This is a genomic window from Panacagrimonas perspica (assembly GCF_004364935.1).
In the GTDB taxonomy this organism is placed as follows: Bacteria; Pseudomonadota; Gammaproteobacteria; order Nevskiales; family Nevskiaceae; genus Panacagrimonas; species Panacagrimonas perspica.
In genome coordinates this window covers 2,461,063-2,485,498 of sequence record NZ_SOBT01000008.1, presented here as the reverse complement: position 1 = coordinate 2,485,498, position 24,436 = coordinate 2,461,063, and the positions used below count along the sequence as shown (strand labels likewise).

Annotated in this window: 24 protein-coding genes and 1 tRNA gene; 7 read left to right on the top strand and 18 right to left on the bottom strand. The window is 64.9% G+C overall.

The window, feature by feature from the left end; all coding sequences use genetic code 11:
- Positions 1-14: 14 nt before the first annotated feature.
- The 7 genes from DFR24_RS11210 to DFR24_RS11180 form a co-directional block, all read right to left on the bottom strand.
- Entirely contained in the window at positions 15-1,025 is a 1,011-nt protein-coding gene (locus DFR24_RS11210; protein ID WP_246051592.1) for an enoyl-CoA hydratase/isomerase family protein, read from the bottom strand.
- 82 nt (positions 1,026-1,107) lie between these two features.
- A complete protein-coding gene (locus DFR24_RS11205; protein WP_133881341.1) occupies positions 1,108-1,461 on the bottom strand; it encodes a YciI family protein in 354 nt (117 codons plus the stop codon).
- 86 nt (positions 1,462-1,547) lie between these two features.
- Positions 1,548-2,825, bottom strand: a complete 1,278-nt coding sequence (locus DFR24_RS11200; RefSeq protein WP_133881340.1) for an RNA polymerase sigma factor — start codon at positions 2,823-2,825, stop codon at positions 1,548-1,550.
- Positions 2,826-2,856: 31 nt separating this feature from the next.
- Positions 2,857-3,384 carry an SRPBCC family protein gene (locus DFR24_RS11195; RefSeq protein ID WP_133881339.1) on the bottom strand — a complete coding sequence of 176 codons (528 nt, stop codon included), beginning with the start codon at positions 3,382-3,384 and terminating at the stop codon, positions 2,857-2,859.
- A 103-nt stretch (positions 3,385-3,487) separates the two neighbouring features.
- A complete protein-coding gene (locus DFR24_RS11190; protein WP_133881338.1) occupies positions 3,488-3,916 on the bottom strand; it encodes a VOC family protein in 429 nt (142 codons plus the stop codon).
- A 37-nt stretch (positions 3,917-3,953) separates the two neighbouring features.
- Entirely contained in the window at positions 3,954-4,391 is a 438-nt protein-coding gene (locus tag DFR24_RS11185) for a YciI family protein (protein WP_133881337.1), read from the bottom strand.
- A 179-nt stretch (positions 4,392-4,570) separates the two neighbouring features.
- A complete protein-coding gene (locus DFR24_RS11180) occupies positions 4,571-4,933 on the bottom strand; it encodes a hypothetical protein (protein WP_133881336.1) in 363 nt (120 codons plus the stop codon).
- Between the two features lie 53 nt (positions 4,934-4,986).
- On the opposite strand from DFR24_RS11180, the gene ald reads away from it, so the two are divergent.
- The 3 genes from ald (at position 4,987) to DFR24_RS11165 (ending at position 8,291) form a co-directional block, all read left to right on the top strand.
- Entirely contained in the window at positions 4,987-6,129 is a 1,143-nt protein-coding gene (gene ald / locus DFR24_RS11175; protein ID WP_133881335.1) for an alanine dehydrogenase, read from the top strand.
- Positions 6,130-6,312: 183 nt separating this feature from the next.
- Complete coding sequence (locus DFR24_RS11170; RefSeq protein ID WP_133881334.1) at positions 6,313-7,293, top strand: hypothetical protein; 981 nt, start codon at positions 6,313-6,315, stop codon at positions 7,291-7,293.
- A gap of 191 nt (positions 7,294-7,484) precedes the next feature.
- Positions 7,485-8,291, top strand: a complete 807-nt coding sequence (locus DFR24_RS11165; RefSeq protein WP_162851158.1) for a class I SAM-dependent methyltransferase — start codon at positions 7,485-7,487, stop codon at positions 8,289-8,291.
- Here the strand turns inward: DFR24_RS11165 and DFR24_RS11160 are convergent.
- From DFR24_RS11160 to DFR24_RS11140, 5 genes are all read right to left on the bottom strand, one after another.
- Positions 8,288-9,193: a carbon-nitrogen hydrolase gene (locus DFR24_RS11160; protein WP_281280156.1), complete on the bottom strand. Its 906-nt coding sequence runs from the start codon at positions 9,191-9,193 to the stop codon at positions 8,288-8,290. The two genes, DFR24_RS11165 and DFR24_RS11160, sit on opposite strands and share 4 nt — an antisense overlap.
- Before the next feature lie 22 nt (positions 9,194-9,215).
- Entirely contained in the window at positions 9,216-9,548 is a 333-nt protein-coding gene (locus DFR24_RS11155; RefSeq protein ID WP_133881332.1) for a hypothetical protein, read from the bottom strand.
- An 18-nt stretch (positions 9,549-9,566) separates the two neighbouring features.
- Positions 9,567-10,997, bottom strand: coding sequence for a PhoH family protein (locus DFR24_RS11150; protein ID WP_133881331.1), 1,431 nt, complete (start codon positions 10,995-10,997; stop codon positions 9,567-9,569).
- 160 nt (positions 10,998-11,157) lie between these two features.
- The gene (locus DFR24_RS11145; protein WP_133881330.1) at positions 11,158-11,622 is read right to left on the bottom strand and encodes a peroxiredoxin; all 465 of its coding nucleotides are present in this window, start codon (positions 11,620-11,622) and stop codon (positions 11,158-11,160) included.
- Between the two features lie 91 nt (positions 11,623-11,713).
- Positions 11,714-12,253, bottom strand: coding sequence for a glycine cleavage system protein R (locus DFR24_RS11140; RefSeq protein ID WP_133881329.1), 540 nt, complete (start codon positions 12,251-12,253; stop codon positions 11,714-11,716).
- A gap of 133 nt (positions 12,254-12,386) precedes the next feature.
- Here DFR24_RS11140 and dapA point away from each other — a divergent pair, with 133 nt between their 5' ends.
- From dapA to DFR24_RS11120, 4 genes are all read left to right on the top strand, one after another.
- Entirely contained in the window at positions 12,387-13,265 is an 879-nt protein-coding gene (gene dapA, locus DFR24_RS11135) for a 4-hydroxy-tetrahydrodipicolinate synthase (RefSeq protein WP_133881328.1), read from the top strand.
- Positions 13,265-13,576 carry a hypothetical protein gene (locus tag DFR24_RS11130; protein ID WP_133881327.1) on the top strand — a complete coding sequence of 104 codons (312 nt, stop codon included), beginning with the start codon at positions 13,265-13,267 and terminating at the stop codon, positions 13,574-13,576. The genes dapA and DFR24_RS11130 overlap by 1 nt, the downstream gene beginning before the upstream one ends.
- 36 nt (positions 13,577-13,612) lie before the next feature.
- Positions 13,613-13,704, top strand: a tRNA-Ser gene (locus DFR24_RS11125).
- A 107-nt stretch (positions 13,705-13,811) separates the two neighbouring features.
- On the top strand, positions 13,812-15,311 hold the full coding sequence (locus DFR24_RS11120) for a DUF6538 domain-containing protein (RefSeq protein ID WP_162851157.1): 1,500 nt from the start codon (positions 13,812-13,814) through the stop codon (positions 15,309-15,311).
- Here DFR24_RS11120 and DFR24_RS11115 read toward each other — a convergent pair.
- From DFR24_RS11115 to DFR24_RS11090, 6 genes are all read right to left on the bottom strand, one after another.
- Positions 15,308-16,048 (bottom strand): hypothetical protein, encoded by a 741-nt coding sequence (locus DFR24_RS11115; protein ID WP_133881325.1) that lies wholly within the window; start codon positions 16,046-16,048, stop codon positions 15,308-15,310. The genes DFR24_RS11120 and DFR24_RS11115 overlap by 4 nt on opposite strands.
- 52 nt (positions 16,049-16,100) lie before the next feature.
- Positions 16,101-17,441, bottom strand: a complete 1,341-nt coding sequence (locus DFR24_RS11110) for a hypothetical protein (RefSeq protein ID WP_133881324.1) — start codon at positions 17,439-17,441, stop codon at positions 16,101-16,103.
- A gap of 64 nt (positions 17,442-17,505) precedes the next feature.
- Positions 17,506-20,700, bottom strand: coding sequence for a type I restriction endonuclease subunit R (locus tag DFR24_RS11105; RefSeq protein ID WP_133881323.1), 3,195 nt, complete (start codon positions 20,698-20,700; stop codon positions 17,506-17,508).
- A complete protein-coding gene (locus DFR24_RS11100; RefSeq protein ID WP_133881322.1) occupies positions 20,697-22,013 on the bottom strand; it encodes a restriction endonuclease subunit S in 1,317 nt (438 codons plus the stop codon). Before DFR24_RS11100 ends, DFR24_RS11105 begins: the two co-directional genes overlap by 4 nt.
- Entirely contained in the window at positions 22,010-23,560 is a 1,551-nt protein-coding gene (locus tag DFR24_RS11095) for a type I restriction-modification system subunit M (protein WP_133881321.1), read from the bottom strand. The genes DFR24_RS11100 and DFR24_RS11095 overlap by 4 nt, the downstream gene beginning before the upstream one ends.
- 83 nt (positions 23,561-23,643) lie before the next feature.
- Entirely contained in the window at positions 23,644-24,324 is a 681-nt protein-coding gene (locus DFR24_RS11090; protein WP_133881320.1) for a recombinase family protein, read from the bottom strand.
- Positions 24,325-24,436 lie beyond the last annotated feature (112 nt).

Genomic DNA, 24,436 nt, shown 5'->3' with positions numbered 1-24,436 from the left:
GGACTTCGTCCGGGCTACGGCGCCTTGATGGCGTCCACGAGGCCCCATTCCAATGCGGTTCGCGCGTCGATCCGCTTGCCGGACAAGGCCAGCCACGCCGTGCGCTGACGCCCGATGCGGCGCGTGATGCTCACGCAACCGCCGGCGCCGGGAATCAGTCCGTAGCGCAGCTCGGGCAACTGGAACCAGGCGTCCGGTGACGCGACGATGCGCGACGCGAACGCCGGGAACTCGATGCCCGATCCGATGCAGGCGCCGTGCAGATGGACGCTGACGCGATCACGGCAGGCTTCGAGAAGACGCCCGGGCAGGGCGATGCGGCGCACCAGGTGCGCGGTCGCAGGGTCGGGCGCACTGCCGAATTCATCGAGATCGCCACCGGTGCTGAAGCAGCGCCCGCGCCCGCGGATCTCGACCTGGCGGATCGTGTCGTCGGCCAGCACGAGTTGCAGGGATTCGATCAGGCCATCGCGCATCTCGACCGACATCGCGTTGCGGCGTGATGGGCGATTGAGTTCGAGCATCAGGCGATCCTGCTCGCGCCCAGCCTCTACGGCAGGACCCGGATCCAGGCCCGGTTGCGCGGCCGATGGCGCGGACGAAGCGCGCCACGCGAGAAATTCGGGCCCGACCTGCAGGCTCGAATACGCGAGCGATTCGACCAGCAGGCCTTCCTCGACCGCCATTGCTTCGACGGCGCGCAGGACCTGCACGAGCAGGGCGGCGGCAAGCGGAGTCCGCTCGATGTTGTGCGCAAGCGCCTCGGCTTCGGCTCGCGTGCCGACATGGACGTCGCAGGTCGCAGCGAGCGCGCCGGACGATGTTCCGATCGCAATCGTCGGGCAAGCGAGGGCGCGCAACCAGCATCGCACCAGGGCTGCCTCTTCACCGTCCAGACGATCGGAGGCCGCGTCGATCCGCAGGCAGGTGCACCCGCTGAGCGCTGAAAAGCGCGCAGCCGACATCGGGTCGCGGGCCCAGTCGAGCAACTGCCTGGCATCGACGGTAACGGAGGCGGCGCTCATTCGGAATCCGGAAGGACTGTGCGCGACGATGCAGGCGCGGCCCGGCAGTGGCAAGGCACGAACGGCGTAGCCCGCCGCCGGACTAGTCCGCGCAGGTACCGATTTCCCGCACCTCGATCGTGGCCCACTCCGCGGCGGGACATTCGCCGGCGATGCCGATGGCCTCGTCGCGCGACGCGCAGTTCAGCAGGAAATACCCGCCGATCATTTCCTTGGCTTCCGCGAAGGGGCCGTCGAGCAGGCTGCGGCGGCTGTCCTGCACCTGCACGCGCACGGCCTCGGAACGCAGCGAGTTGCTGGCCTCCAGCACGCCTCGCGCTTTCAGGCTCTCACCCCAGCGCACCATCCGGTTCATGCGGTCCTGGCCCTCACCGGCAGGCCGGCTGCGCCGGTCGTTGGGTTGTTCGACCACCAGCAGCATGTAGGAAGAAGACATCGTCGGTTCCTGTTTCGAATCGAAGAGGGCAACAGCGATCAGCCCGAAACTCTACCGCGCCAGACGCGTGCGCGGCGCCGAACCGCTCAGGCTTGCTCCAGGCACTCCTGCGCCCGCTTCTGCAGGAAGCTGCGCTCGCGTTCGTTGCGCGTGAGTTCCGCTGCGCGTTCGAATTCCGCACGCGCCTCGTCACGACGGCCGAGCTTGAACAGCAGATCGCCGCGCACGCTCGGCAGCAGGTGGTACTGGCGCAGCGTCGGTTCGGACACGAGTCGATCGACCTGCTCCAAACCGGCAGCCGGGCCGAAGGCCATCGACACCGCGACGGCGCGATTGAGTTCGACCACGGGGGAGGGAACGACGGTCGCCAGTGCTGCGTACAGCGCAGCGATCCGTATCCAGTCGGTCTGGTCGGCAGCGCGTGCGCGGGCGTGACACGCGGCGATGGCGGCCTGCAGTGCATACGGCCCCAACGCGACGCCCTGCAGCCGGGCCGCGGCTTCGGCCTGTTGCAGTGCCTTGAGTCCGCGCCGGATCAGGAGTTGGTCCCAGCGCGCACGGTTCTGGTCGAGCAACAGGATCGGCTCGCCGGAAGGGCTGGTGCGTGCGTGCAGGCGGGACGCCTGGATCTCCATCAGCCCGACCAGGCCGTGCACTTCGGATTCGTCCTCCGCCAGGCCTGCCAGGATGCGGCCCACGCGCAGCGCCTCTTCGCAGAGCGCGGGACGCATCCAGGAATCGCCCGCGGTCGCCGAGTAGCCTTCGTTGAAGATCAGGTAGATCACCTCGAGCACCGACGACAGGCGCTGCGTCAGCTCCGCGCCGCGCGGCACCTCGAACGGCACATGCGCCTCGGCGAGCGTCTTCTTCGCGCGTACGATGCGCTGTGCGATGGTCGGCTCGGGGACGAGGAACGCGCGCGCGATCTCGTCGGTGGTCAGGCCGCCGAGCAGGCGCAGCGTCAGCGCGACCCGCGCGTCGGTCGACAGCACCGGATGGCACGCGGTGAAGATCAGCCGCAGCAGGTCGTCGCCGAACGGATCGTCCAGCGCGGAATCGAGATCGGGTTGGGCCATGGAGAGCTGCTCCTCGATTTCGTGCGTGACCTGGTCCTGCCGGTCGGCCAGCCAGGTGGCGCGGCGCAGACGGTCGAGCGCGCGGTTCTTCGCGGTGGTCATCAGCCAGGCGCCCGGGTTGTCCGGCACGCCGGACTCGGGCCAGGTCTCGAGCGCCGCCACGAGCGCGTCCTGCGCGAGTTCCTCGGCCAGGCCCACATCACGGACCATGCGCGCGAGGCTCGCGATGACACGCGCGGACTCCATGCGCCAGACCGCGTCGATGCTCCGGTGAATCGAGGCGGCCATGCGCGGGCGATGTCGTGGAAGAAGCGGACGCTCAGGATTCCGCGATGCCCTTGAGGCTGGCAAGTCCCGCCTCGAAGTCCGTGCCCACCATCTTGTCCATGTCGAAGACCAGGCCCATGAGCTTGGAGATGAAAGGCGAGGGACCGAACAGCGCCCACGTCACCGTCGTCGAATCGCCGGCGGGAATGAGCGTGAACTCGACCTGGTTGTGCGCCTCGAACGGAGCGATGAAATTCAGGTTCATCGCGACGCGCGAGGACGCCGTGGATTCGGTGATCTCCATGCTGCCCTGTCCGACTTCCTTGTTGCCGTTCCAGGCGTAGGTCGCGCCGCGGCCCTGGGTGATGCTGCCGAACGTGCGTTGCATCGCCGGATCCTTCTTCTCGTAGGGCGACCATGTCGTCCAGGCCTGCAGGTCGTCGATCAGCGGAAAGATCTTTTCCGGCGGTGCCTTGATGCTGATGGAACGCTCGACGCGGAACGTGTCCGGTCGCGTGGCGGCGTAAGCGAGCACGCCGGCGATCGCGACGACGATGACGACGAGAATGATCTTGAGCATGTGGGTCTCCCTGGATCCTGTTGGCGTTGGAGCCCGGCGCGCCGGGCTCAGGTTGGGTGCAAGCGCTTGCACGACAGCGCATGCGCGCCGTCGTGCGCGGCGTTCACCCCGGGCACTCTTCGGACACGATGCCCACCATCCACGCAATGCCGAACTTGTCCTTCAGCATGCCGAATCGCGGCGACCAGAACGTCTTGCCCAGCGGCATCGTGACGTCGCCGCCCTCGGACAGCGCCGCAAAGTAGCGATCGGCTTCCTGCTCGGTCTTCACGCTCAGCGACAGCGAGAAGCCCTTGAAGTCGATGGATTCGGGACCGCAGCTGTCCGAGGCCATGACCATCGTGTCGCCGACGCTGAAGGTCGTGTGCATGATCTTGTCGCCCCAGTTGGACGGGACCATGTCCGGCGGCAGCGGATCGGGCGATTCCTTGAACGTGATCCTGAAGATCGTCTTGGCATCGATGGCCTTCTCGTAGAAGGCCACGGCTTCGGCGCAATGGCCGTTGAAGAACAGGTAGGACTCGACTTTCATCGTCTTGCTCCGGGTCGTCGGTGGAAGGGCGGGCCGATCAGTTGATCTTGCCGGCCTGCTGGGCCGCGGCGGCGCGCACGCGGTCTTCCTGCTCGCGCAGCTCGGGAGTGAATTCGGCGCCGAAATCCTCGGCCTCGAAAACCGGGCGGATCTCGATCTCCGAGTCGTCGATCATCGGATTGGGGCAGCGCTTGACCCACTCGATGGCTTCTTCCATCGAGCGCACCTGCCAGAGCCAGAATCCGGCGACCAGTTCCTTGGTCTCGGTGAATGGACCGTCGGTCACCGTGCGCTTCTTGCCCGAGAACAGCACGCGGGCGCCCTTCGAACTGGGATGCAGGCCTTCACCGGCCAGCATGACGCCGGCCTTCACCAGCTCCTCGTTGTACTTGCCCATGTCCGTGAGCAGTTGCTCGGTGGGCATGACGCCGTGCTCGGAATCCTTCGTTGCCTTCACCATCACCATGACGCGCATGTGCATTCTCCTGTGTCGGGTTCCGGACCTTCGCGGAGAAGGTTTCTTTCCGCGCGTTCCTGATGAATCGACGAACGAAGACCGCGCCAATCGACACGGTTCGCGAGAAATTTTTACGGCTGGCGCAAGACACTGCGGGGACTGGAAAAATACCCGCAGGCAAGCGGGCCGCGGCGACGTCAGACGCCCCGGCGTTGCGCAATCCTGCGGCGCACGATCATCTGCACAAGGCCGAACACACCCATCAGCAGCCCCGCCATCGTCAGGCTCCTGGGCTCTTCTGTTTCAGCCGCAATCTGCGCTTCGACTTCCTGGCGCAGCTGCGCGCGTAGCCTTTGCTGCGCCTCCGGCGGCATGCTGTCGGCGGGCAGGCGGCTCAGGTCCAGCGCGAGATTGAGTTCGACCGAGCCGACGATCTCCTGCTCGGTCCATTTCGGCGCGTGGAACCAGGCCCAGCCGTACCACGCGGCGATGCCGAAGCCGATGGCCGCGAGCAGGGCGCCGACGGCCCCGGCGGGTGGAAGGCGAGGCGCGCGATTCATCGCGTAGCCAGCCGTTTCATGTCAGGTTCATCGCCAGACGGGAGAACAGCACGATGCGCATCGGATCGCCCCGCGAGATCAAGGTTCACGAGTACCGCGTCGGTCTGACGCCCGCTGGCGTGGGCGAACTGGTGGCGCATGGTCATGAGGTCTGGATCGAGACGGATGCGGGCGCCGGCATCGGCGTGAGCGACGAAGCCTATCGCAAGCTCGGCGCGCAGATCGCGACCTCGGCCGAGGAACTCTTTTCGCACGTGGAGCTGGTGGTGAAGGTCAAGGAGCCACAGCCGCACGAGTGCGCGTTGCTCCGCGAAGGCCAGGCCCTGTTCACCTACCTGCATCTCGCACCCGATCCGCAGCAGGCGCAGGCGCTGCTCGCCTCGCGCTGCATCGCGATCGCGTACGAGACGGTGGTCGACGGGCACGGCGGGCTGCCGCTGCTGGCGCCGATGAGCGAGGTCGCGGGTCGCATGGCGATCCAGGCGGGTGCGCATGCGCTGGAGAAATCGCAGGGCGGTATCGGCGTGCTGCTGGGAGGCGTGCCGGGCGTTGCGCCGGCCGAAGTCCTGGTGATCGGCGGCGGCGTGGTCGGCACGCATGCCGCGCGCGTGGCCGTCGGAATGGGCGCGCGGGTCACGGTTCTGGATCGTTCGCTGGCGCGGCTCAAGCAGGTCGACGAGATGTTCGAAGGCCGGCTGGTCACGCTCTATTCGACGCGCGACGCCATCGGGCGATGCACCGCGAGCGCCGACCTGGTGATCGGCGCGGTGCTGGTGCCCGGTGCCGCAGCACCGAGACTCGTCACGCGCGAGCACCTTCGGAACATGAAGCGCGGCGCCGTGATCGTGGACGTGGCCATCGATCAGGGCGGCTGCTTCGAGACATCGAGGCCGACCACGCACGACGCACCGACGTACGTCGAGGAAGGTGTCGTGCATTACTGTGTCGCGAACATGCCGGGCGGCGTGGCGCGAACCTCGACGTTCGCGCTGACCAACGCGACGTTGCCGTTCGTGCTCGCATTGGCGGACAAGGGCGTTGCCCGCGCGTTGCTGGAGGACGCGCTGCTGCGCGAAGGATTGAACGTGCACACCGGCCGGATCACGCATCGCGCGGTGGCCGAGTCGCTCGGACTCGAATACACCTCGGCGAGCGAGGTGCTGAAGCCGTGGTGGAAGCATCCGGACGATCACTGAGCGATTGCGCGGGCGAGGGGATGAGCGGGTAGGGAGAGTCGGCGGACGCCATGGAGCGGCGTGCCGATTGGAGGGCTGACATCGTCTTGAAACCGGATTTCAAGGGATCGGCATCAAGCGGATACGAGCGGGGCCTAGCCTTTGTCGCAGGTCCACCGCCGTTCCCTCTCTCGGAGTCATCCCATGCTCAACACGGCAGATGCCATCGGCTACAACAGCCGGCAACAGTATTCGCAGAAGGCGATCGCGATCATGCAGAGCGTCGTCAATGCGCCGACGGTCGGCCAGTGGGATTCCAAGTCCGTCGCCCAGGTGCACAAATTCCAGTCGAGCCGCAGCCAGCTCGGCAAGGCAGACGGCAAGGTGGGACCGAGCACGCTCGGCGCCATGATCGGAGAACTGCAGTACGTGAATCGCGTCGCCGACGCCAACGTGCTCAAGCTGTTTCCGTACAACATGCCGTCCACGCCCCAACAGCAGGGCGCGAAGAACCCGGTGGCCGACTTCACGCAGAACCTGACGATGCCGTTCCGGTTCGAGCGGTTCAAGGGGCTCGATCCTGTCCTTGGACGCATCACGGATCGTTGGCGCGCGGCCTGCGTGTTCAAGGTCCATGTCGGGCTCAATCCCTTGCTGACGGAAGACGAGGCCTGCCGATACGAGTACCGGCAATTCATCCGCGGCGGCATCTGGACACGCGCCGGCAACGAGATCTGGAAGACGCGGCCGAATTCCAATGCAGCGCTGAAGGTTCCTGCTTATGCCGGCTGCTCGCCCTCCATCGGGCTTCCTTCGGCGGCCGTCACCTCGACGGTCCTCGAAGAGACGCTTTGGAAAGAGGACGGCGAGGTTCGCCAGCCCAAGGATCGCTTCTACGGACACCGGGTCAGCGCGCTGGTCCGCGATGCCCGATGCCAGGACGAATGGCTGCCGCACCAGGTGGGTCGGGACTATTACCTGAGCGATCAGCCGTCGATCGCGGGGACCTGGCCCGGCACGACCGTCGAAGTGTGGATGGAGCTGTACTTCAAGGGCTTCATCGTCGAAGTGGAGGAAGACGACGAAGGCCTGACGCGACCGATTCGCGTCGTGCAGTCCAAGGACTGGGTCTGCCATTCGCAGACGATGACCTTGAGCAATTACTTCAGCGCAATCCCGGTATGACGACCGGATACCCGTCGCGCGGGAAACTCGCGCCACGGAGATCCGCTTCGAAAGATTCGACGCCGTAGATGCGGGATCTGTACCTGCGTTCCGGCCCGATCGTGCGCGGGCAGCGCGGCGCCGATGATGGGCGCCGCCCGCAAGAGCTCGAACGCGCTACATTCGGGGCCTGCAGGCTGAGGAGCAGCACCATGGCCGACTACACCGAGTTGAAGAAAAAACATCGTGTGGTCTGGGCGCTGGGCGAGTACGACCGCATCGCGGACGGGCTCAGCATCTCGACGGACCAGACCCTCCGTGTGGCCCGGGTGCGTGCGGGCGAACGCGTGCTCGATCTTGCGACCGGCACCGGCATCACGGCCATCGCGGCGCGCGAACGCGGCGCTCGAGTCACGGGTGTGGACCTTACGCCCGAGCTGATCGGCGTTGCCCGGGACAAGGCGCAGGAGGCGGGATTCACCGATATCGAATTCCTCGAGGGCGATGCGGAAAATCTCGCGTTTGCCGATGGCGCCTTCGATGTCGTGCTGTCCACGTGTGGCCACATGTTTGCGCCGGACCAGGAAAAAGTTGCGAGCGAGCTGGCACGCGTAACCCGCCCGGGCGGTCGCGTGGTGTTCCTGGCGTGGCGGCCTGACGGCGGACTCGGCGGCTGGTTCCGCATCACCAATCAGCATGTGCCGCCGCCGCCCGGTGTCGCGAGTCCGTTCAACTGGGGCGACGCGGACAAGGTCCGCGGTCTGCTTGGACCCGCGTTCTCCACGTTGTCTTTCGTGCGCGGAGACTGTCCCCAGTTCGGGGACTCGCCCGAGGACATCTGGGAGTTGTTCTCCACCCGCTATGGGCCGACCGTGCGTGCAGTGTCCATGCTGCAGGGCGGCGCACTCGACGCGTTTCGGGACGAGCTGCTGGCGTTCCTGGCCGGCTATCGCGCGGCGGATGGCAAGGTGCGATGGGGTCGCGAGTACCTGATCACGCGCGCGGTGCGCGCAGGCTAGTCGCGATACCGCTTCGTCAGATCGCCGTACGCGTCCACGCGGCGGTCGCGCAGGAACGGCCACCAGCGCCGCACGTTCTCGCTGCGCGCGAGGTCCACGTCCACGACCAGCACGGCTGCGCTTTCGTCGGCCTTGGTCAGGAACTCGCCCTGCGGTCCGGCGACGAAGCTGTGCCCCCAGAAGCGTGAGCCGCGCGATGCGCTGGTCGGATCGGGTTCATGGCCGACGCGGTTGGCCACGAGCACGGGCAGTCCGTTGGCCACCGCATGCGCGCGCTGGATCGTCACCCAGGCGTCGCGCTGGCGCTGCTGCTCTGCGTCGTCGTCGTCCGGATTCCAGCCGATCGCCGTCGGATAGATCAGCAGGTCGGCGCCGGCCAGCGCCATCAGGCGCGCAGCTTCCGGATACCACTGATCCCAGCACACCAGCACGCCGAGCTTGCCGACGCTGGTGGCGATCGGCGTGAAGCCGATGCCGTTCGAGCCCTGCGTCGCGTCGCCCGGCGTGAAGTAGAACTTCTCGTAGTAGCCCGGATCGTCCGGGATGTGCATCTTTCGATAGGTGCCGACCAGGCGGCCGTCCGTCTCGAACACGACGGCGGTGTTGTGGTGCAGGCCCGGGGCGCGGCGCTCGAACAGCGAGCCCACCAGCACGATGCCCAGTTCCTTGGCGAGCCTGCCGAGAAACTCGGTCGACGGACCCGGGATCGGCTCGGCCAGATCGAACAGGTCGGTCGACTCGTGCTGGCAGAAGTACAGCGAGGTGTGCAGTTCCTGCAGCACCACGAGCTTGGCGCCCAGTTGCGCGGCCTCGCGGATGCCGGCTTCGGACGTCGCGAGGTTCTGCTCGCGGTTGTCGACGCAGGGCTGCTGGACCAGGCCAACACGCAGATCGCGGCTCACGTGGAATCTTCCAAAAAAGTGGTTACAGCAGGTTACGGACGGCGGATGGCAACTTGTAGCGCTTGTCCGTGAACATCTTGCCGAGCAGCAGGGTCAGCCAGGGACGCGAACTCGAGAACTTGCGCAGCGTGGCGTACACCGCGTCGCCCTCGCGCTCGAGTTCGTATTTCTCGACGGCTGCGTTGATCGGTTCCTTGTCGCCCTTGAGCAGGACACGAGCCGCGATGCGGCCGTTGGTCGTATCCACGGAGCAGTCGAGGATGTCGCCGTAATCGCCGAGGCGATCGTTCACGTAGGCCTTGAGCGCGATGCCCAGGGCGCCGTCCTTCATGCTCTTGGCGAGTTTTCCAAGCATTTCAAATCCGTTGAGTCGTCAGAGAATGTCCGAAGCATGCGCCGCCAAACGTGAACGCTCGCCGCGCGCCAGCGTGACGTGGCCGCCATGCTGCCAGCCGCGGAAGCGGTCGACCACATAGGTCAGGCCCGAAGTCGTCTCCGACAGATACGGCGTATCGATCTGGGAGAGATTTCCGAGGCAGACGATCTTCGACCCGGGCCCGCAGCGCGTGACCAGCGTCTTCATCTGCTTGGCCGTGAGATTCTGCGCCTCGTCGAGGATGATGAAGCGGTTCAGGAACGTGCGGCCGCGCATGAAGTTCAGCGAGCGGATCTTGATGCGCTTGGACAGCAGGTCGTTGGTGGCAGCGCGTTCCCAATCGCCGGTGTGACCCTGCTGGGTGAGCACTTCGAGGTTGTCCATCAGCGCGCCCATCCACGGCGTCATCTTTTCTTCCTCGGTGCCCGGCAGGAAGCCGATGTCCTCGCCCAGCGGCACCGTCACGCGGGTCATGATGATCTCGCGGTAGCGCGGCTCGTCGAGCACCTGCGCAAGACCGGCGGCCAGGGTCAGCAGCGTCTTGCCGGTGCCGGCCGTGCCCAGGATCGTGACGAAGTCGATGTCCGGATCCAGCAGCAGGTTGAGCGCGAAATTCTGTTCGCGATTCTTGGCGTGGATGCCCCAGACCGGCGACTTGCTGGCGCGGTAGTCGCGGATGACGCGCAGCGTCGCCGAATCACCGTCGAGCTTGTCGACGACCAGTTCCAGGCCGCGATCGCGATCGCCGTCCGGCAGGTACAGGAACTGGTTGAGGTACAGGTTCTTCACGCTCGGGCCGGTCACGCGGTAACAGGCGCGGCCGCGCTCGTCCTGCCAGCTCTCCATCTTGTCGCCGTGCGATTCCCAGAACGTTTCGGGAAGTTCGGCGTAGCCGGTGGGCAGCAGGTCCGCGTCTTCGAGGACCTGGTCGTTGTGGTAGTCCTCGGTGTGGACCCCGACGATCGTCGCCTTGATGCGAAGGTTGATGTCCTTGCTGACCAGCGTGATCTTGCGATTCGGATGCTGCGCGGTCTGCGCCAGTGCAGCCAGCAGGATCGCGTTGTCCGGCTTGTTGCCCGGCAGGATGCCGGGCAGGGCGCTGTCGGTCGGCTTGGTCTGGAAGAACAGCCGGCCGCTGGCGGGCTGGCCGTGCTTGCCGCCGCCGTTGCGTTTCACGTACGTGGTCGGAAGCAGCAGGCCCTTCTCGATCTGCGCGTGATCCTTGTCCGCGATCAGGTCGTCGAGCAGCCGGCTGACCTGTCGCGCGGTGCGGGCCGCGTCGCTGGTGCCCTTCTTCAGGCCGTCCAGTTCCTCGAGCACGACCATCGGGATGAACAGATCATGTTCCTCGAAGCGGAACACGCTCGAGGGATCGTGCATCAGCACGTTCGTATCCAGAACGAAGATCTTCTTCTTCACGGGTTCCATGAGGTTGAATACCGCCGGCGGAAACGCCGATGTCCCTCGGCCGCGACGCGGGCCAAGGGGGAAGTATCCGCGGACGCGGATGGTGTGACGGGGATGGACGCTGCTGCGACACCCAGCCGCTGACGCGGCCCGGTGTGAGGAATCGGGAAGGAAGGGTAGATCAGAGCGCCTTCACCGCTTCCAGCACTTCAGCGGCGTGGCCTTTGACCTTCACGCCGCGCCAGACCTGCCGAAGCTTGCCCTTCTCGTCGAAGAGCCAGGTGCAGCGGTCGATGCCCATGTACTTGCGGCCGTACATGCTCTTCTCGACGATCGCGCCGAAGGCGTCGCAGGCGGCGCCCTCGGTGTCGGCCAGCAGGGTGAACGGGAATTCGAACTTCGCCACGAAGTTGTCGTGGGATTTCACGCTGTCCTTCGAGATGCCGACGATGTCGGCGCCCGCCTTGACGTACTGCTTGTAGAGGTCGCGGTAGTCCTGACCTTCCTGCGTGCAGCCCGGCGTGTTGTCCTTCGGGTAGAAATAGACGACCAGCTTCTTGCCCTTGTAATCCTTGAAGCCGACCGTGCGGCCGCCGTTGGCGGGGAGGCTGAGGTCCGGAATCTTGTCGCCAACGCTGAGAGTCATCTCGCTCCTTCGAATCATCGGGCCTTCAGGCCCCTCACTCCTGGCATTCCACCCGCAAGAATCGGGTCAGCGCCGGGAGCGTGCGCTGCCGTCAGGTCTTGATCGGATCCAGCATGCCGTCCGCGTTCAGATCGTCGCAGAGATCCATGAAGGATTCGCGCAGTGCTTGCGGGTGCTGGTTGACCGGCACGTGGAGCACCATCTGGACACTGCACATCTCCGCCCCCGTGTAGTTGGAGTTGTACTTCTGCGTGGAGATCTCGGCGACCTCCACGTCCTGGCCGGAGAAGAACTCCAGCAGGTGGACCAGCAGGTCGGGTTGCTGCGGGGCGATGACGTCCGCCGCGTAGGGCCGGAACTCGGGGGCCTGCACGCGCGGCCCGCAGCGCTCGAAGCGCACCTGCAGGTCGAGCTTGGTCGCGATGCCCGGCAGCGCCGTTTCCAGCCGGCCGAGCGCGCTCCAGTTGCCGGACACCACCAGGTTGGCGGCCAGGCGGTCGCCGATGGGGGCAATGCGGCAGTCTTCCACCTCGCAGGCGCGCTCACGGATCGCGCGGAAGAGCTCCAGCGGTACGTTCGCCTTGGTCCTGGCGAGTACCGATATGGAGAGCAGGGTGTCCTGAGGTGTCATGGGTTGGGGAAGGTCTTCCAAGGCGCGAGTTTATTGAGGGAAGGACCAAATGACCACGCTCGATTTTCGTTCCCGGCGCTCCGTCGCGAGCGTATACTCCGCCGCCTTTCGTACCCGTTTCGCGGTCGCCAGCATGATTCAAGGCAGTATCGTCGCCATCGTCACTCCCATGCATCCGGACGGGCGCGTGGACTTTGACGCGCTCGATCGCCTGGTCGACTGGCACGTGGCCGAGGGCACGGACGGGATCGTGGCCGTCGGAACCACCGGCGAGTCGCCCACCTTGAGTGTCGAAGAGCACGTCGAGGTCATGCGCCGCATCGTCCAGCGCGCCGGCAAGCGTGTTCCGGTCATCGGCGGAACCGGCGCCAATTCGACGACCGAGGCCATCGAACTGACGGCTGCCGCGCGCGAAGTCGGCTGCGACGCCGCCCTGCTGGTGACGCCGTACTACAACAAGCCGCCCCAGGAAGGCATGTATCGCCACTACAAGGCGATCGCCGAGGCGGTGGACATCCCGCAGATTCTCTACAACGTGCCCGGACGCACCGGCGTGGACCTGCTGCCGGCCACCGTGGCGCGCCTGGCCCGGGTGCCGCGCATCGTCGGCCTCAAGGAAGCCAAGGGCGACATGGCTCGCGTGCGCGAACTGCGCGCGCTGGATCTGCCGAAGACGTTCGCGCTGTATTCGGGCGACGACGCGACGGCCCGCGAGTCGATCCTGGCCGGATTTCATGGCGACATTTCGGTGACGGCCAACGTCGTGCCGGGGCCGATGCACCGCGTGTGCAAGGCCGCGCTGGCCGGTGACGCCGCCAAGGCTGCGGAACTCGATGCCCCGCTGGCGGGTCTGCATCGCGACCTGTTCTGCGAAGCCAACCCGATTCCCGTGAAGTGGGCGCTCGAACAGATGGGTCGCGCCAGTGCCGGCATTCGCCTGCCGTTGGTGCCGCTGTCCCCGACTTCCCACGATACTGTGCGCGCAGCTCTGCGTGCCGCCGGAGCCATCTGATGCTGCTGCGTGCTTCCTTGCTGCTGGTTGCCCTGTCAGGTGTCGCCGCCTGCACCACGAACAGTTACTGTCTGGTCGACCAGGACTACCAGAAAGCCGAGATCGTGCCGGAGCTGCAGCCCGTCCAGGGTCTGGCCATTCCGGCCTCGCCGTCCGCGCTGCGTCTGCCGGATCGCCCGGCAACGGCGGTTCCGTTCGGCCACAAGAACGAGGAAGGCGACGGTGTGTGCCTCGATCGTCCGCCGCCGTACGTGGCGGCGGAGAAGGCCCCCAAGCCTGACGAGCCCGAGGTCGAGATACCGAAGAGCTGATCCGTTCCAGACGGAGACGCAGATTCAAAGTTAAAAGGAGAGGTGTCCGAGCGGTTTAAGGAGCACGCCTGGAAAGCGTGTATACGAGTCAAATCGTATCGCGGGTTCGAATCCCGCTCTCTCCGCCATTTAGTTGGCAAGTTCCTGATTCGTCAGGAAACCGTTGATCGCCCTGGGGTAACCGATTGGAAATCACTCCATCGGTTACTCCATCGGGCGACCTACGATGTCCTTCGTGGACACATTCAAGAAACGCAAGACCGGCATCTACGAATACCGGGTTGTCATCCCCAAGCACCTGCGTTCACGCCTCGGTGGACTCACTGAGTTTCGCCGGTCGCTGAAGACGCGCGACAAGGCCACGGCCGAGCGCCGCGGGTTGCCGATGGTTGCTGAAGCTCAGCGCCTCATTGCGAACGCGGAACAGACGGTCATCCTCGACCATCGGCGCATCGCCGCCCTCGCGGCCGAATGGCTGTCCGCCAGGGTCGCCAAGGACGAAGCATCGCCGCCCGACGCGGTGACCATCGACGTGCAGATAGATGCGATCCAGGCCGCCAGCGAAGACCGCGGCGCGATCCTGCGCATGATGTCGTCGGCAGTCGATGATCTATTGATGTCCAAAAGCCTGCCGAGCGTCGATCACGCAAGTCGCGAGGAACTGGCGGTCGCGCTGTTCTGGCAAGACCTCACGTACTGGCAGACGATGGCGCGTCGTCGTCGTAACGACTACGGGGCCGTTCCCGGTCTCGCTGATGCGCCCGTGTTCGTGTCGCCGAAGATCGGCAGCAAGGCAGGTGATGACGATGCGCCTACATCCTTCGCATCGGTCTGGTCGCTGTGGGTCAAGTCCGACGATGACCGTGCACCGAAGACGCTGTACGAGGGCGGCAAGAAGTGGGACATCCTCGTCCGCTACATGCACGACAAGCACGGCATTACGGACGCCGCGAAGGTTACCAAGGACCACGCACGCGCCTGGGTCGATTCCTTGAAGGCTTCCGACATCGCGCCGCGGACGATCAACTTCGGCTACATCGCCTTCGCTCGGGCTGCCTACAACGTCGCCTGCAAGCGTGATGTCCTCCAGGGCAATCCGTTCGCTGGTCTCACGGTGAAGGTCAACAAGCTCGCGCTGGCCCGCGACAGGCGCCAGGGGTTCACCGACGAGGAAGCCCGAGCGTACCTACAGGCCGCACGCTCTCGCGGCGGCTGGATTCGCTGGGTGGTCTCGGTCATGGCGTACAGCGGATGTCGTCTCGAAGAAGTCACCGACGCTCGCGCCTGCGACGTGCGCGTAGAGAAGGGCGTTCCTGTTCTCGACATCAACCTTGAAGGCGAAGGACGCCGATTGAAGAACGTAGGTTCCGCGCGGCTCGTGCCGCTGCATCCGTCGATCAGTGCGGACCTGCTCACATACGCGCGCGATCTGCGCGACCAGTCAGGCCCGTTGTTTCCGGACCTCGATCCCGACCGTTTCGGCGAGCGCTCCGGTACTGCGTCGAAGGTACTCGGCCGGATGCTGCGCGATGAATTGAAGATCACCGACCCACGCAAGGTTGGCGCGCACTCGTGGCGCCATCGTCTCAAGACCTGGGGCCGTGAGCACGACATCCCGGAAACGGTGCTCGATCAGTTATGCGGTCATGCCCCGCGCTCCGAAGGCGAACGCTACGGCGCGCACCTGTTGCCGAAGATCGCTGCGCACGTCGAGCGACTGCCGAATCAAGGTTAGAGCGGTTGGCTGCTTTTGCGTGCCGACTGCCTTGGGGGCGCCTCAGCGGCCCGCAAGTCACTGAGGAGCGGTTCTAGCGTCTCCGCTGCCCGGTCCAGTCGCTCGCCAAGGTGACGGAGGACGCGTCCGCGGCTGGCAGGGTATCGGTGCAGCTCGATCACCTCCACCGCTCCGCCCGGACGCTCTCGCTCCCACCGTCGATGCGATCCACCAGCCAGCCGATGGATGAGCTTGCCGGCCTGCACGAGGCGGAACTCGTTGCGGTGGTCGGGTTGCGAATCGTCGCGGATCACAGCGGACAGGGCCAGCCATTCCGATAGAGGCACCAGAGGGTCCACCTTGTCCTGACGCAGCCGCGCCCAGGCGGCTCGGGCTCGCTCCTCAGGCGACAGCCCACGGAGCCGGAAGGCGTCCACAGGCATACCCGCTGCGGCGTACAGGGTTTCGATGCCCAGCCGCGCCCGGTGCACTCGCGTGTCCTTCTGGTACTCCCGCAGTGTGCGCAGGGCCGCTGCGCGGTAGGGCGCGAGCTGGGCCGCCGAGTAACTCGACTTCAGGTAGGACCCGTGGCGCTCGTGATGCTCCTCGTGACGCCGGCAGTACAGACGGTTCAGACCGGAGCCGCGCGAGGCGGTCGTCGGGCACGGGCAGCCGATGATGGCGCACTTGCGGTGCTCGTCTGCGCCCGCAGTAAGCCGGCGGCGGAGGTCGGCTTTGCGTTTTGAGGGAAGGGTCATAACGGCAGTGCCTTACGGCCCTTCCTTATGGGGAACCTGAGGTGAACTGCGGTTACCCATGACTACATACCCCCACCATTCCAGGTATAGAGGTATGAGTAAGGAACACCTCCAGCATGACCTCCTTGGTGATGTCCTGGTGCTGTTCCGCAACGAGCACCGCATCGTGGACTGGTAGTGCCACGATTCCGCGATCCATCAGTCGAAGCAGTACATCAACGAGGATGCAACTCTCGCGGAACATCAGGTTCAATCCGATCCGCGGCCTCCAGTGTGTCCTCACGGGTGGATGGAACTCGTGGATCAGATAGGTGGCGCGTCCCGCCGGAATTGAAAACGGGAAAAGCGAGCGCAAACCCTTCGGGTACCTCGTCAGTGGAGTCTCGCGGTTGAGCATGGCGTTGAGCAGCTTCTTGACGCCCGCTCGATGCCCCTCCAGGCCGGGCACGGCGTACCCGTCGGTCCACTGCGGAGTCATGCCCGCCATGCCGTAGAGGATACGCAGCGCAGTCTGGCCATAGTCCAGCGCGACGATCCGTGAGCCGCCGATGGTCAGACCCGCGAAGCGCTCCTCGGGCTTGAGACGTTGCCAGAAGCCGCCGTAGAGACGCCCGCCGCGCTCGAAGGAACCGTCGTTGAAAATGCGCCGCAGGCGTCGGTCCCCGAGGTCCACCGTGCGGCCCCCATCGGTGACACCGCGGAACGCAAGCGGGGCCTTCCGTAGCCACTGATTGATCCGGCGGAGTTCGTCCCGGTATCGGTTCGTGGTCTCGGTGTCCACATAGTCCGTAGTGCCGCCGCGGTCCCGGTGATCGACGCGACGGCGGCGCAGGAGGATGACCTCCTCGTTGTCCTCTACATCGAAGTCGCCCAGCGCGAGGCCGGCGTCGATCCAGCAGCGCTTCAGCGTGTCGCCTGCGCGTACTCGGGTGCGCTTGCTGGGTCGTCCCTCGATGAATGGGTGCCGGTAGTAACCTTCTTCCAGCTCGATCCAGCTCCGCGTTGTGAGTGCGCGCACGATGTCCGGGAACTTGGTATTCAACGCGGTGGCGCGATACCGCCCGCCACAGCCCAGCACGCTCTTGTCGAACGTCACCGTGATCCAGCCTTCCGGCTCGGTCAGCTCACGATGCACGACATCGCAGAGCAGCGCCGACACCGTGGTCTCGAAGGTCCGTTGGTCCTCGACTCTGCGTTTGCGGGTGCGCGACTTGGTGCGCTCCTCGTGTTCCAGTAGGTCCTTAACGGCTTCGACCGCCAGCAGCCGCGCCCGGCGTCCCGAGGGGACCCTGTAGGGCACGAAGTCGCGGTCATCCAACTCCTCGGCGGGGAGTAGATCGTCGGTGTCGTCCAGCTCTTCTTCTTCGGGGAGGTTGCCGTCTTCTTCGATCATGGGCGTTCAAATCTCGACGCCCCGCACCGTAGAGCACCGACACCCACAGATTCACAGAGCGCCGCTAAGTGGTCGCCGCGGGCTGGTAGACGCTCTGCCCGGCGCCAAAGTAATGGTCATAGACGTGGGCGTATGTCCGCGCCAACTTCTCCGCACGGATGTCCTTGGTGAACGGTGCCGGCAGCCGGCGCATCTCCAACTTGAGGGTCTGCATCACCGCCGCGCGTGCCTGCTGTTTCTCGCGCCAGTCCAGCACCAGCTTCTCGCGCTTGAGCGCGGCGAGGACTTCTCGGCAGACCTTCTTGGCGTCGGCTTCCTCGGCCTTGGTCAGCACGGGCTCGGGCTTGGTTAGGATGTCGAAGATCGCAAGCTCCTCCTCGGTGAGGCCCTCGGCAACGCCGCGCTTCTCTTCCTCCGTCAGCTCGCGGGCAAACTTCACCAGCTCCTTGAACAGGTCCTCGATGTTCTGGCTGCCGGCGTTGTACTCGTCGATCAGCTTCTGGAACTTCTCGGCGAGTTCCACGCGCGAGCTGTTCACCTTGAGCATCTGCGCGAGCTTGCCCTCGATCAGCCGGCGGAGCTTCTCGGCCTCGGTGCGCTTGTGGCTCTGCGCGAACTTGGCTTGGAGCGCCTCGAAGTCGATCTCCGAGAGATTGATGAGCGACTCCGGCCGGCTCGCGGGGCCGATGTGGTAGCCCTCTGTGGCGATGGAGTCGTTCAGCAGCTCCTCCACGTCTCCCATCACGGCCGAGATGTCCGGCTGTTCCGTCTCCGCCCTGATCTTCGCGGCGAGATAGGCCACGAGCACAGACAATGGCGCCAGCTCATTGGCCAACGGGTCCGGCAGGATCGCCTTGAACAGCCGCGAGACGCGCGTCGCGATCTGGAGGTACAGCTTCTTGTCCGCTTCGGTGACGAGGATGGCTTCCACGGCCTCATCCATGCGCCCGATGCGCTCGAAGCCCTGTGCCTTGGCGATGGCCTCCAGGCTGAATCCGTGCGCCGTGGCGAACGCGCGCGCGCCCTCCAAGGCTTCCCGCAGGGCCGCCACGAGTGCGGACTTGTCGAGGATCGGCTCGCCGCTACGCTCGCCCGGCTTGGCGTAGATCGCGAGTGCGTTCTGGAGCGCCCGGAAGATGCCGACATAGTCGACGATCAGGCCAGACTCCTTGCCGGCCGCCACGCGGTTGGCTCGCGCGATGGTCTGCATCAGCGTGTGCGCCCGCATGGGCTTGTCCAGGTAGATCGTGGAGCAGGTCGGCACGTCGAAGCCTGTGATCCACATCGCGCACACGAACACCAAGCGCAGCGGGTTGTTCTCGTCCTTGAACTTCTCGTCCAGGTTGTCCTTGAGTATCCGCTGGCGATGCGGCGCGATGTCCAGGCCCTTCTTCTTCAGGTCCTCGATCTCGTTCTGGCCCTGGCTCACCACCACGGCCATGTCCGTGGACTCCATCAGCGCGATGCGGGCGATCAGCACCTCTCGGGAGTCGCCCTTGGCCCGCGCCAGCTCCGCCTTGAGTCTCGCGATCTCGGCCTTCCAGTGCGCCTGTACCTTGTCGTACATCCGAACCGCGGTGGCCTTGTCGATGCAGACCATCATGGCCTTGCCGCGGTAGCCGCGCCCGGTGAAGTGCGTCACCACGTCCTTGGCGATGGCCTCCAGCCGATCCTCACGGGTGATGATGTGGTACTCGCGGCCGAACTCCCGCTCCAGTTTCTTCTCCTGGTCCTCGTCTAGCTCAGCTGCCTCCAGCAGTGCCTCCAGGTCTTTGTCCAGGTCCTCGTTGGTGAGCTGTACCTCGGGGATGCGATTCTCGTAGTACAGCGGCACCGTTGCGCCGTCTTCGATGGACCGGGCGAAGTCGTAAACGCTCACGTACTCGCCGAACACCTCGCGCGTGCGCTCGTCGTCGCCCTTAATGAGCGGTGTCCCGGTGAACCCCAAGAAGCCCGCATGGGGCAGCGCGTTGCGCATGTTGAGCGCGAAGATGTCGTACTGGCTGCGATGTGCCTCGTCAGTGATGACGATCACGTCCGAGCGGTCCGAGAGCATCGGGTAGGGCTGGCCGGACTCATTCCGGAACTTCTGGATCAGCGAGAAGATGTAGCGCTCGTTGCCGCGCAATAGTTCCTTCAAATGCTCGCCACTGGTCGCCCTCACGTCCTCGCGGGCTGTGGCGCCCGTCGCCTTGAAGGTCTTGCTGATCTGGTCGTCCAGCTCCTCACGGTCGGTGACGATCAGGAAGCTCCAGTTGCCCTTCAGCTTGCGCAGCACTTTCTGGGTGAAGAACACCATCGACAGGCTCTTGCCCGAGCCCTGCGTGTGCCAGAACACGCCCAGGCGCTTCCGCTCCTTCTCGTTGGATTCGCGCAGCTCGGTCAGCCGTGCGATGGCCCGGTTCACGCCGAGGAACTGGTGATTCTTTGCCGTCTTCTTAATGAGCCCGCCCTTGCCCTCCTCGAAGACCGTGAAGTTTTCCACGTAGTCCAGCAGCCGCGCAGGCTCCAGCAAGCCGCGCAATGCGCGCTCCAGCGAGACCTTGCCGGCCTCGGCCTCGTCGTCCACGCGCTTCCAGTCGAAGAAATGCTCCCAGGCACTCGTCAGCGTGCCCACCTTGGTGTCCGAGCCGTTGGACAGCAGGATGAAGGCATTGGGGTGGAAGAGCTGCGGCACGGACTGTCCGCGGTAGTCGCGCAGGTTGTCGTCGAATGCGCTCTTCAGTGGCACGGCCGGCTTCTTCAGTTCGATGAAGACCAGCGGCAGGCCATTGACGAAACCCAGTAGGTCGCAGCGGCGCCGGTACATATCACCCGCCACCCACATCTGCGAAGTGAGGAAGAAGTCGTTGTCGCCCGGCGTGGTCCAGTCGATCACGCGCAGCGTCTCGGTGGTCTGCCCGCCGTGATCGTCCGGCACCGTCACCTTCACGCCGTCCTTGAGCAGGCGATACAGGTCGCGGTTGGCATTGACGGCGATCTGCTTGGAGCGGTCCCGCGCGAGATGTTCGATAGCCTGCATGTAGGCGTCGGCGGGCAGCCCGGGGTTGAGCTTCTCAAGCGCAGCGCGAAGCCTGCGCGTCAGGATGACTTGATGTTCGCTCTCGCGACCTTCGGTGCCCTGGTCGCCGTAGGTCTCGGCGTAGAGGTTGGCGTGAGTCCAGCCCAGCGACTCAAGGAGTTCAATCGCCGGCTGCTCGACGAGCATCAGCTCGCCGTAGCTTGCCGACATCTCCTTGATGCCGAGGGTAGGGCTCATGCAGCGATGGCCTCCGGCTCCGGCAGCGCCGACACGTCCAACTCGCCGGAGATGAGCTTCGGAAGGAGGAGGTCGCGGGTGGCGCGTAGGTTGGCGTTCTTCACTTGCAGCCGGACCGCAAGCTGTCGCATCGGCTTGACCAGCTTTCCGAACTGGTCTCGCAGTGGTTTTGGTGGCAATAGGATGGCCGTCTCGGCGATACGGCCACGGCTCAGTTCTGTTTGCCCAGTCGAACCCACCCCCTGTGCCTCGAAGTGTGGCTGCTTAGAGAGTAGTGCCGAGCCGAAAAAGTCGTGGTCCATATCGCGCGACGGCCGGACTATCGACACATGCGTATCCACCGTGCATGACTCCAGAGGTTCCATGACCTGCGCGACCCTTCCGAGGGTTCCGACGCCCGTAGAGTTAATCAGCACATCCCCCACCAGAACCAGCTTGTCCTTCGGCACGGCCTTGCTCTGTCGGCGAGCCTCGGAAAGACTCAACCGCTGGTTGCGGATGCACTTTTGGTTAATGACGAGTCCAGGTGCATCTTCGTCGTACTTCGGGGCAAGTCCACGGTTGATGTATGCGCACACTGCTCCCAGCGTAGTGAAATCCCACTCCTCCGGCACCAACCCCAGCTCGGACTCGACCATGCGCACGTTTTCGTAGCCGGGAAAGCGGAAGCGGACGAACCACTCCTCGTGGATTCGTCGGGCCATCTCCTCCAGGATTGCGATGCGCCGCGTGTTGTTCTCGATCAGGTCGTCGTAGGCGGAGAGGATGGAGGCGATGCGGCGTTGATCCCTAGGTGGAGGCAGAACAACTTCCAGTGCCTTGAGAATCCCGAGATTGATGCCTGGAACAGCGGCACCGATCGCGCGATTCCTGATATGAGCAACCATCTGAGGCGACGCGAAGTAGTAGAACAGATAAAGCGGGTCCGCCACGGCCGCATCCGGGCGCAGCTTCAACTGCTTATTCGAGATGATGTATTCGGGGAATGGCCCGTCGGCTGGTATCAATCCGACCTGTCCAATCGTGCCCCAGCAGGTGAAGACAAGATCGCCTGCGCGGACATGTTGAGCCCGATAGGCAGCTGCCCTGTCCAATGACACAAAGACGAAGCTCTCAGGAACAAAGCGCGTGAGGTCGTCGGTGAGGTTGCTGCCACGAATCACCGGCACGCCTTCAGCTACAAAATATTTTGAACTGATGTTCGACCCGAACGGACCAGCGACACACGCACTCTTCTCGTTCGCCTTGATCGCATCGACGCTCGTCAACGTCCACTGAGATGGCAACTCGCGATCGAACAAAATGTGTCTCACGGAAGCCGAGCCTCAAGGATCGCAGTGACGTTGGTAGAGATGTCACCCTCCAACTCGCTGGCTTGGGCCGAAAGAAGCTGAAGCTCCTCCTGCAACTCCTCCAACCGTTCGGCAAAGTCGAACTCATCCGGACCGCGTGCGCCGACACCAACGTAACGGCCCGGATTCAAGCTCCAGCCCTGCGCCTCGATCTCCGCCAACGTCGCGGCCTTGCATAGGCCCGCCACGTCTCTGTACTTCGTCTCTGGGAACCTCTCGGCCAGCATCGCCCGGCTGTCGCTGGCGAACTCCGGCGCCTCGCCGCGGTACAGCCGCATGATGTTGGCGAGAAACTCTAGTTGCTCCGGTGTGAACTCGCGGATCGCCCTCGTGACCTGCTTGAAGTAGGGCCGCGCGTCCAGGAACAGCACCTTGTCCTTGTGCGCACCGTGGCGTTTGCCCTTGTCGAAGAACCACAGCGTGCAGGGCAGCGTGACGGTGTAGAAGAAGTTGGAGCCGATGCTGACGATCACGTCCACGGCGCCGGACTGGATCAACTTCTTCCTGATCTCCAGCTCGCTGCCGCGTGCATCTCCTGCCGAATTGGCCATGACGAAACCGGCGCGGCCGGTATCGCTGAGCGCTGCATGGAAGAGCTGTATCCAGAGGTAGTTCGCGTTGTCCGTGCTCGGCAGGCCCAGGCCGAAGCGGCGGTCGTCCTTGAGGCGGTCCTTGTCCACGCCGGAGACGTTGAACGGGGGATTGGCCATGACGAAGTCGAAACGGCCGAGCGCCTTGTGCGGGTCTTCGTAGTAGGTGTTGGACTCGCGGACGTCGCCGGAAAGGCCATGCACCGCGAGGTTCATCTTGGCGAGCTTGACGGTCTTGGCATCCTTCTCGGTGCCGAAGCAGGTCAGCTCGCTGGTGGCGCTCTTCTGGTGCCGCTGCACGAAGTCCGCGGACTGCACGAACATGCCGCCGGAGCCGCAGGCCGGGTCGAAGATGCGGCCGTGGTAGGGCTGGAGGATTTCGACGATCAGCCGGACGATGCTGCTGGGCGTGTAGAACACACCGCCCTTGGAGCCTTCTTCCCGGGCGAAGTTGCCCAGGAAGTATTCATAGACCTTGCCGAAGGCATCACCCGCGAGGTCCAGCGGGGCCAGTAGCCGTAGCAATTCCACCAAGGTGGGGTTGGGTAACTTGTTGTAGCTGCGAGGAAGCACGCCGCGCAGCTCCGCATTGCCGCCTTCGATCAGCAGCATGGCCTCGTTCAGGGCCTTGCCGACGTTGTCGCCCTCGGTGAGCTGGAGCAGGTTGGAGAACCGGGCCGTATCGGGCAGATAGACCACGCCCTCGGCCTGGAAGTCGTGCGGCTCCAGCTCGTCAGCATCGAAACCCTTCGCCAGCAGCGCGGCGCGGGCCTCCTCGAAGCGCTTGTCGGCGTAGCGCAGGAAGATCAGGCCCAGGACGGGCTCGGAGAAGTCCGCTGGACGCAGGCCGGTGTTGGCCCATAACTGATTCGCGGCGGCCCAGAGCCGGGTCTCCGCTGCTGCTAGGTCTGCTGCCATGAATCCCCTACGGTTCTGATAAGGACCTGATTGCGCCCAGGTCCAGGTTTTACCGTGAGTATTGGTGATCGGGTGCGGCCAAGTCACGCCGCAGATTGCAGGCGGATCACGAGGTTACGCACGGAGGTCTTGTGCCAGCGTCCGCCGCGGGGCGTCAGCATCCCGCGTTCGTTCAAGGCTGCCGCCACGCTGCCCAGGCTGGTGATGCCCTCGGTAGCGAGTGCTTCGATCACTGGCTTGAGGTCCCGCGCGTGAGCGTCGGCCTTGCTGCGGATCGCATCCAGGCTCGCCCCGTTTCCCTTGGCGGCTCGGCGAAGCGCATTGGCGCCGTAGGGGTTGCCCAGGGTACGCCCGCGGGACTTTGCGGCCTGGAGGGCCTCCTTGGTGCGCTTCGAGATGGCCTCGCGTTCCTGCTGGGCCACGAGGGCCATGATGCCGACGGTCAACTCGTTGGCGTCCGGCAGGTCTGTGGCGATGAAGCGGACACCACTGTCCCGAAGGGTGAGCAGGAAGGCCGCATTGCGCGAGAGCCGGTCGAGCTTGGCGATGACTAGCGTGGCACCCGTGACCTTGGCGAGGTGCAGCGCCTTGGCTAACTCCGGGCGCCCGTTGTTCTTCCCGGACTCCACCTCGGTGAACCAATGGGCGACCACTGCGCCCCGCTGGGCCGCGAAGCCCTCCACGGCTGCCCGCTGAGCGTCCAGACCCAGGCCACTGCGGCCCTGCTGCTGGGTGGAGACGCGGAGGTAGGCGACGAGCTTCATGGGGGCAGACCTTGAGGTATAGGACGGCGCTACGTCCGATAGTCCATCTTATACCTCGGTGCGAATTACCGTCAAAACTGTCACCCTTAATAGACACATAGTGTCTACCCGA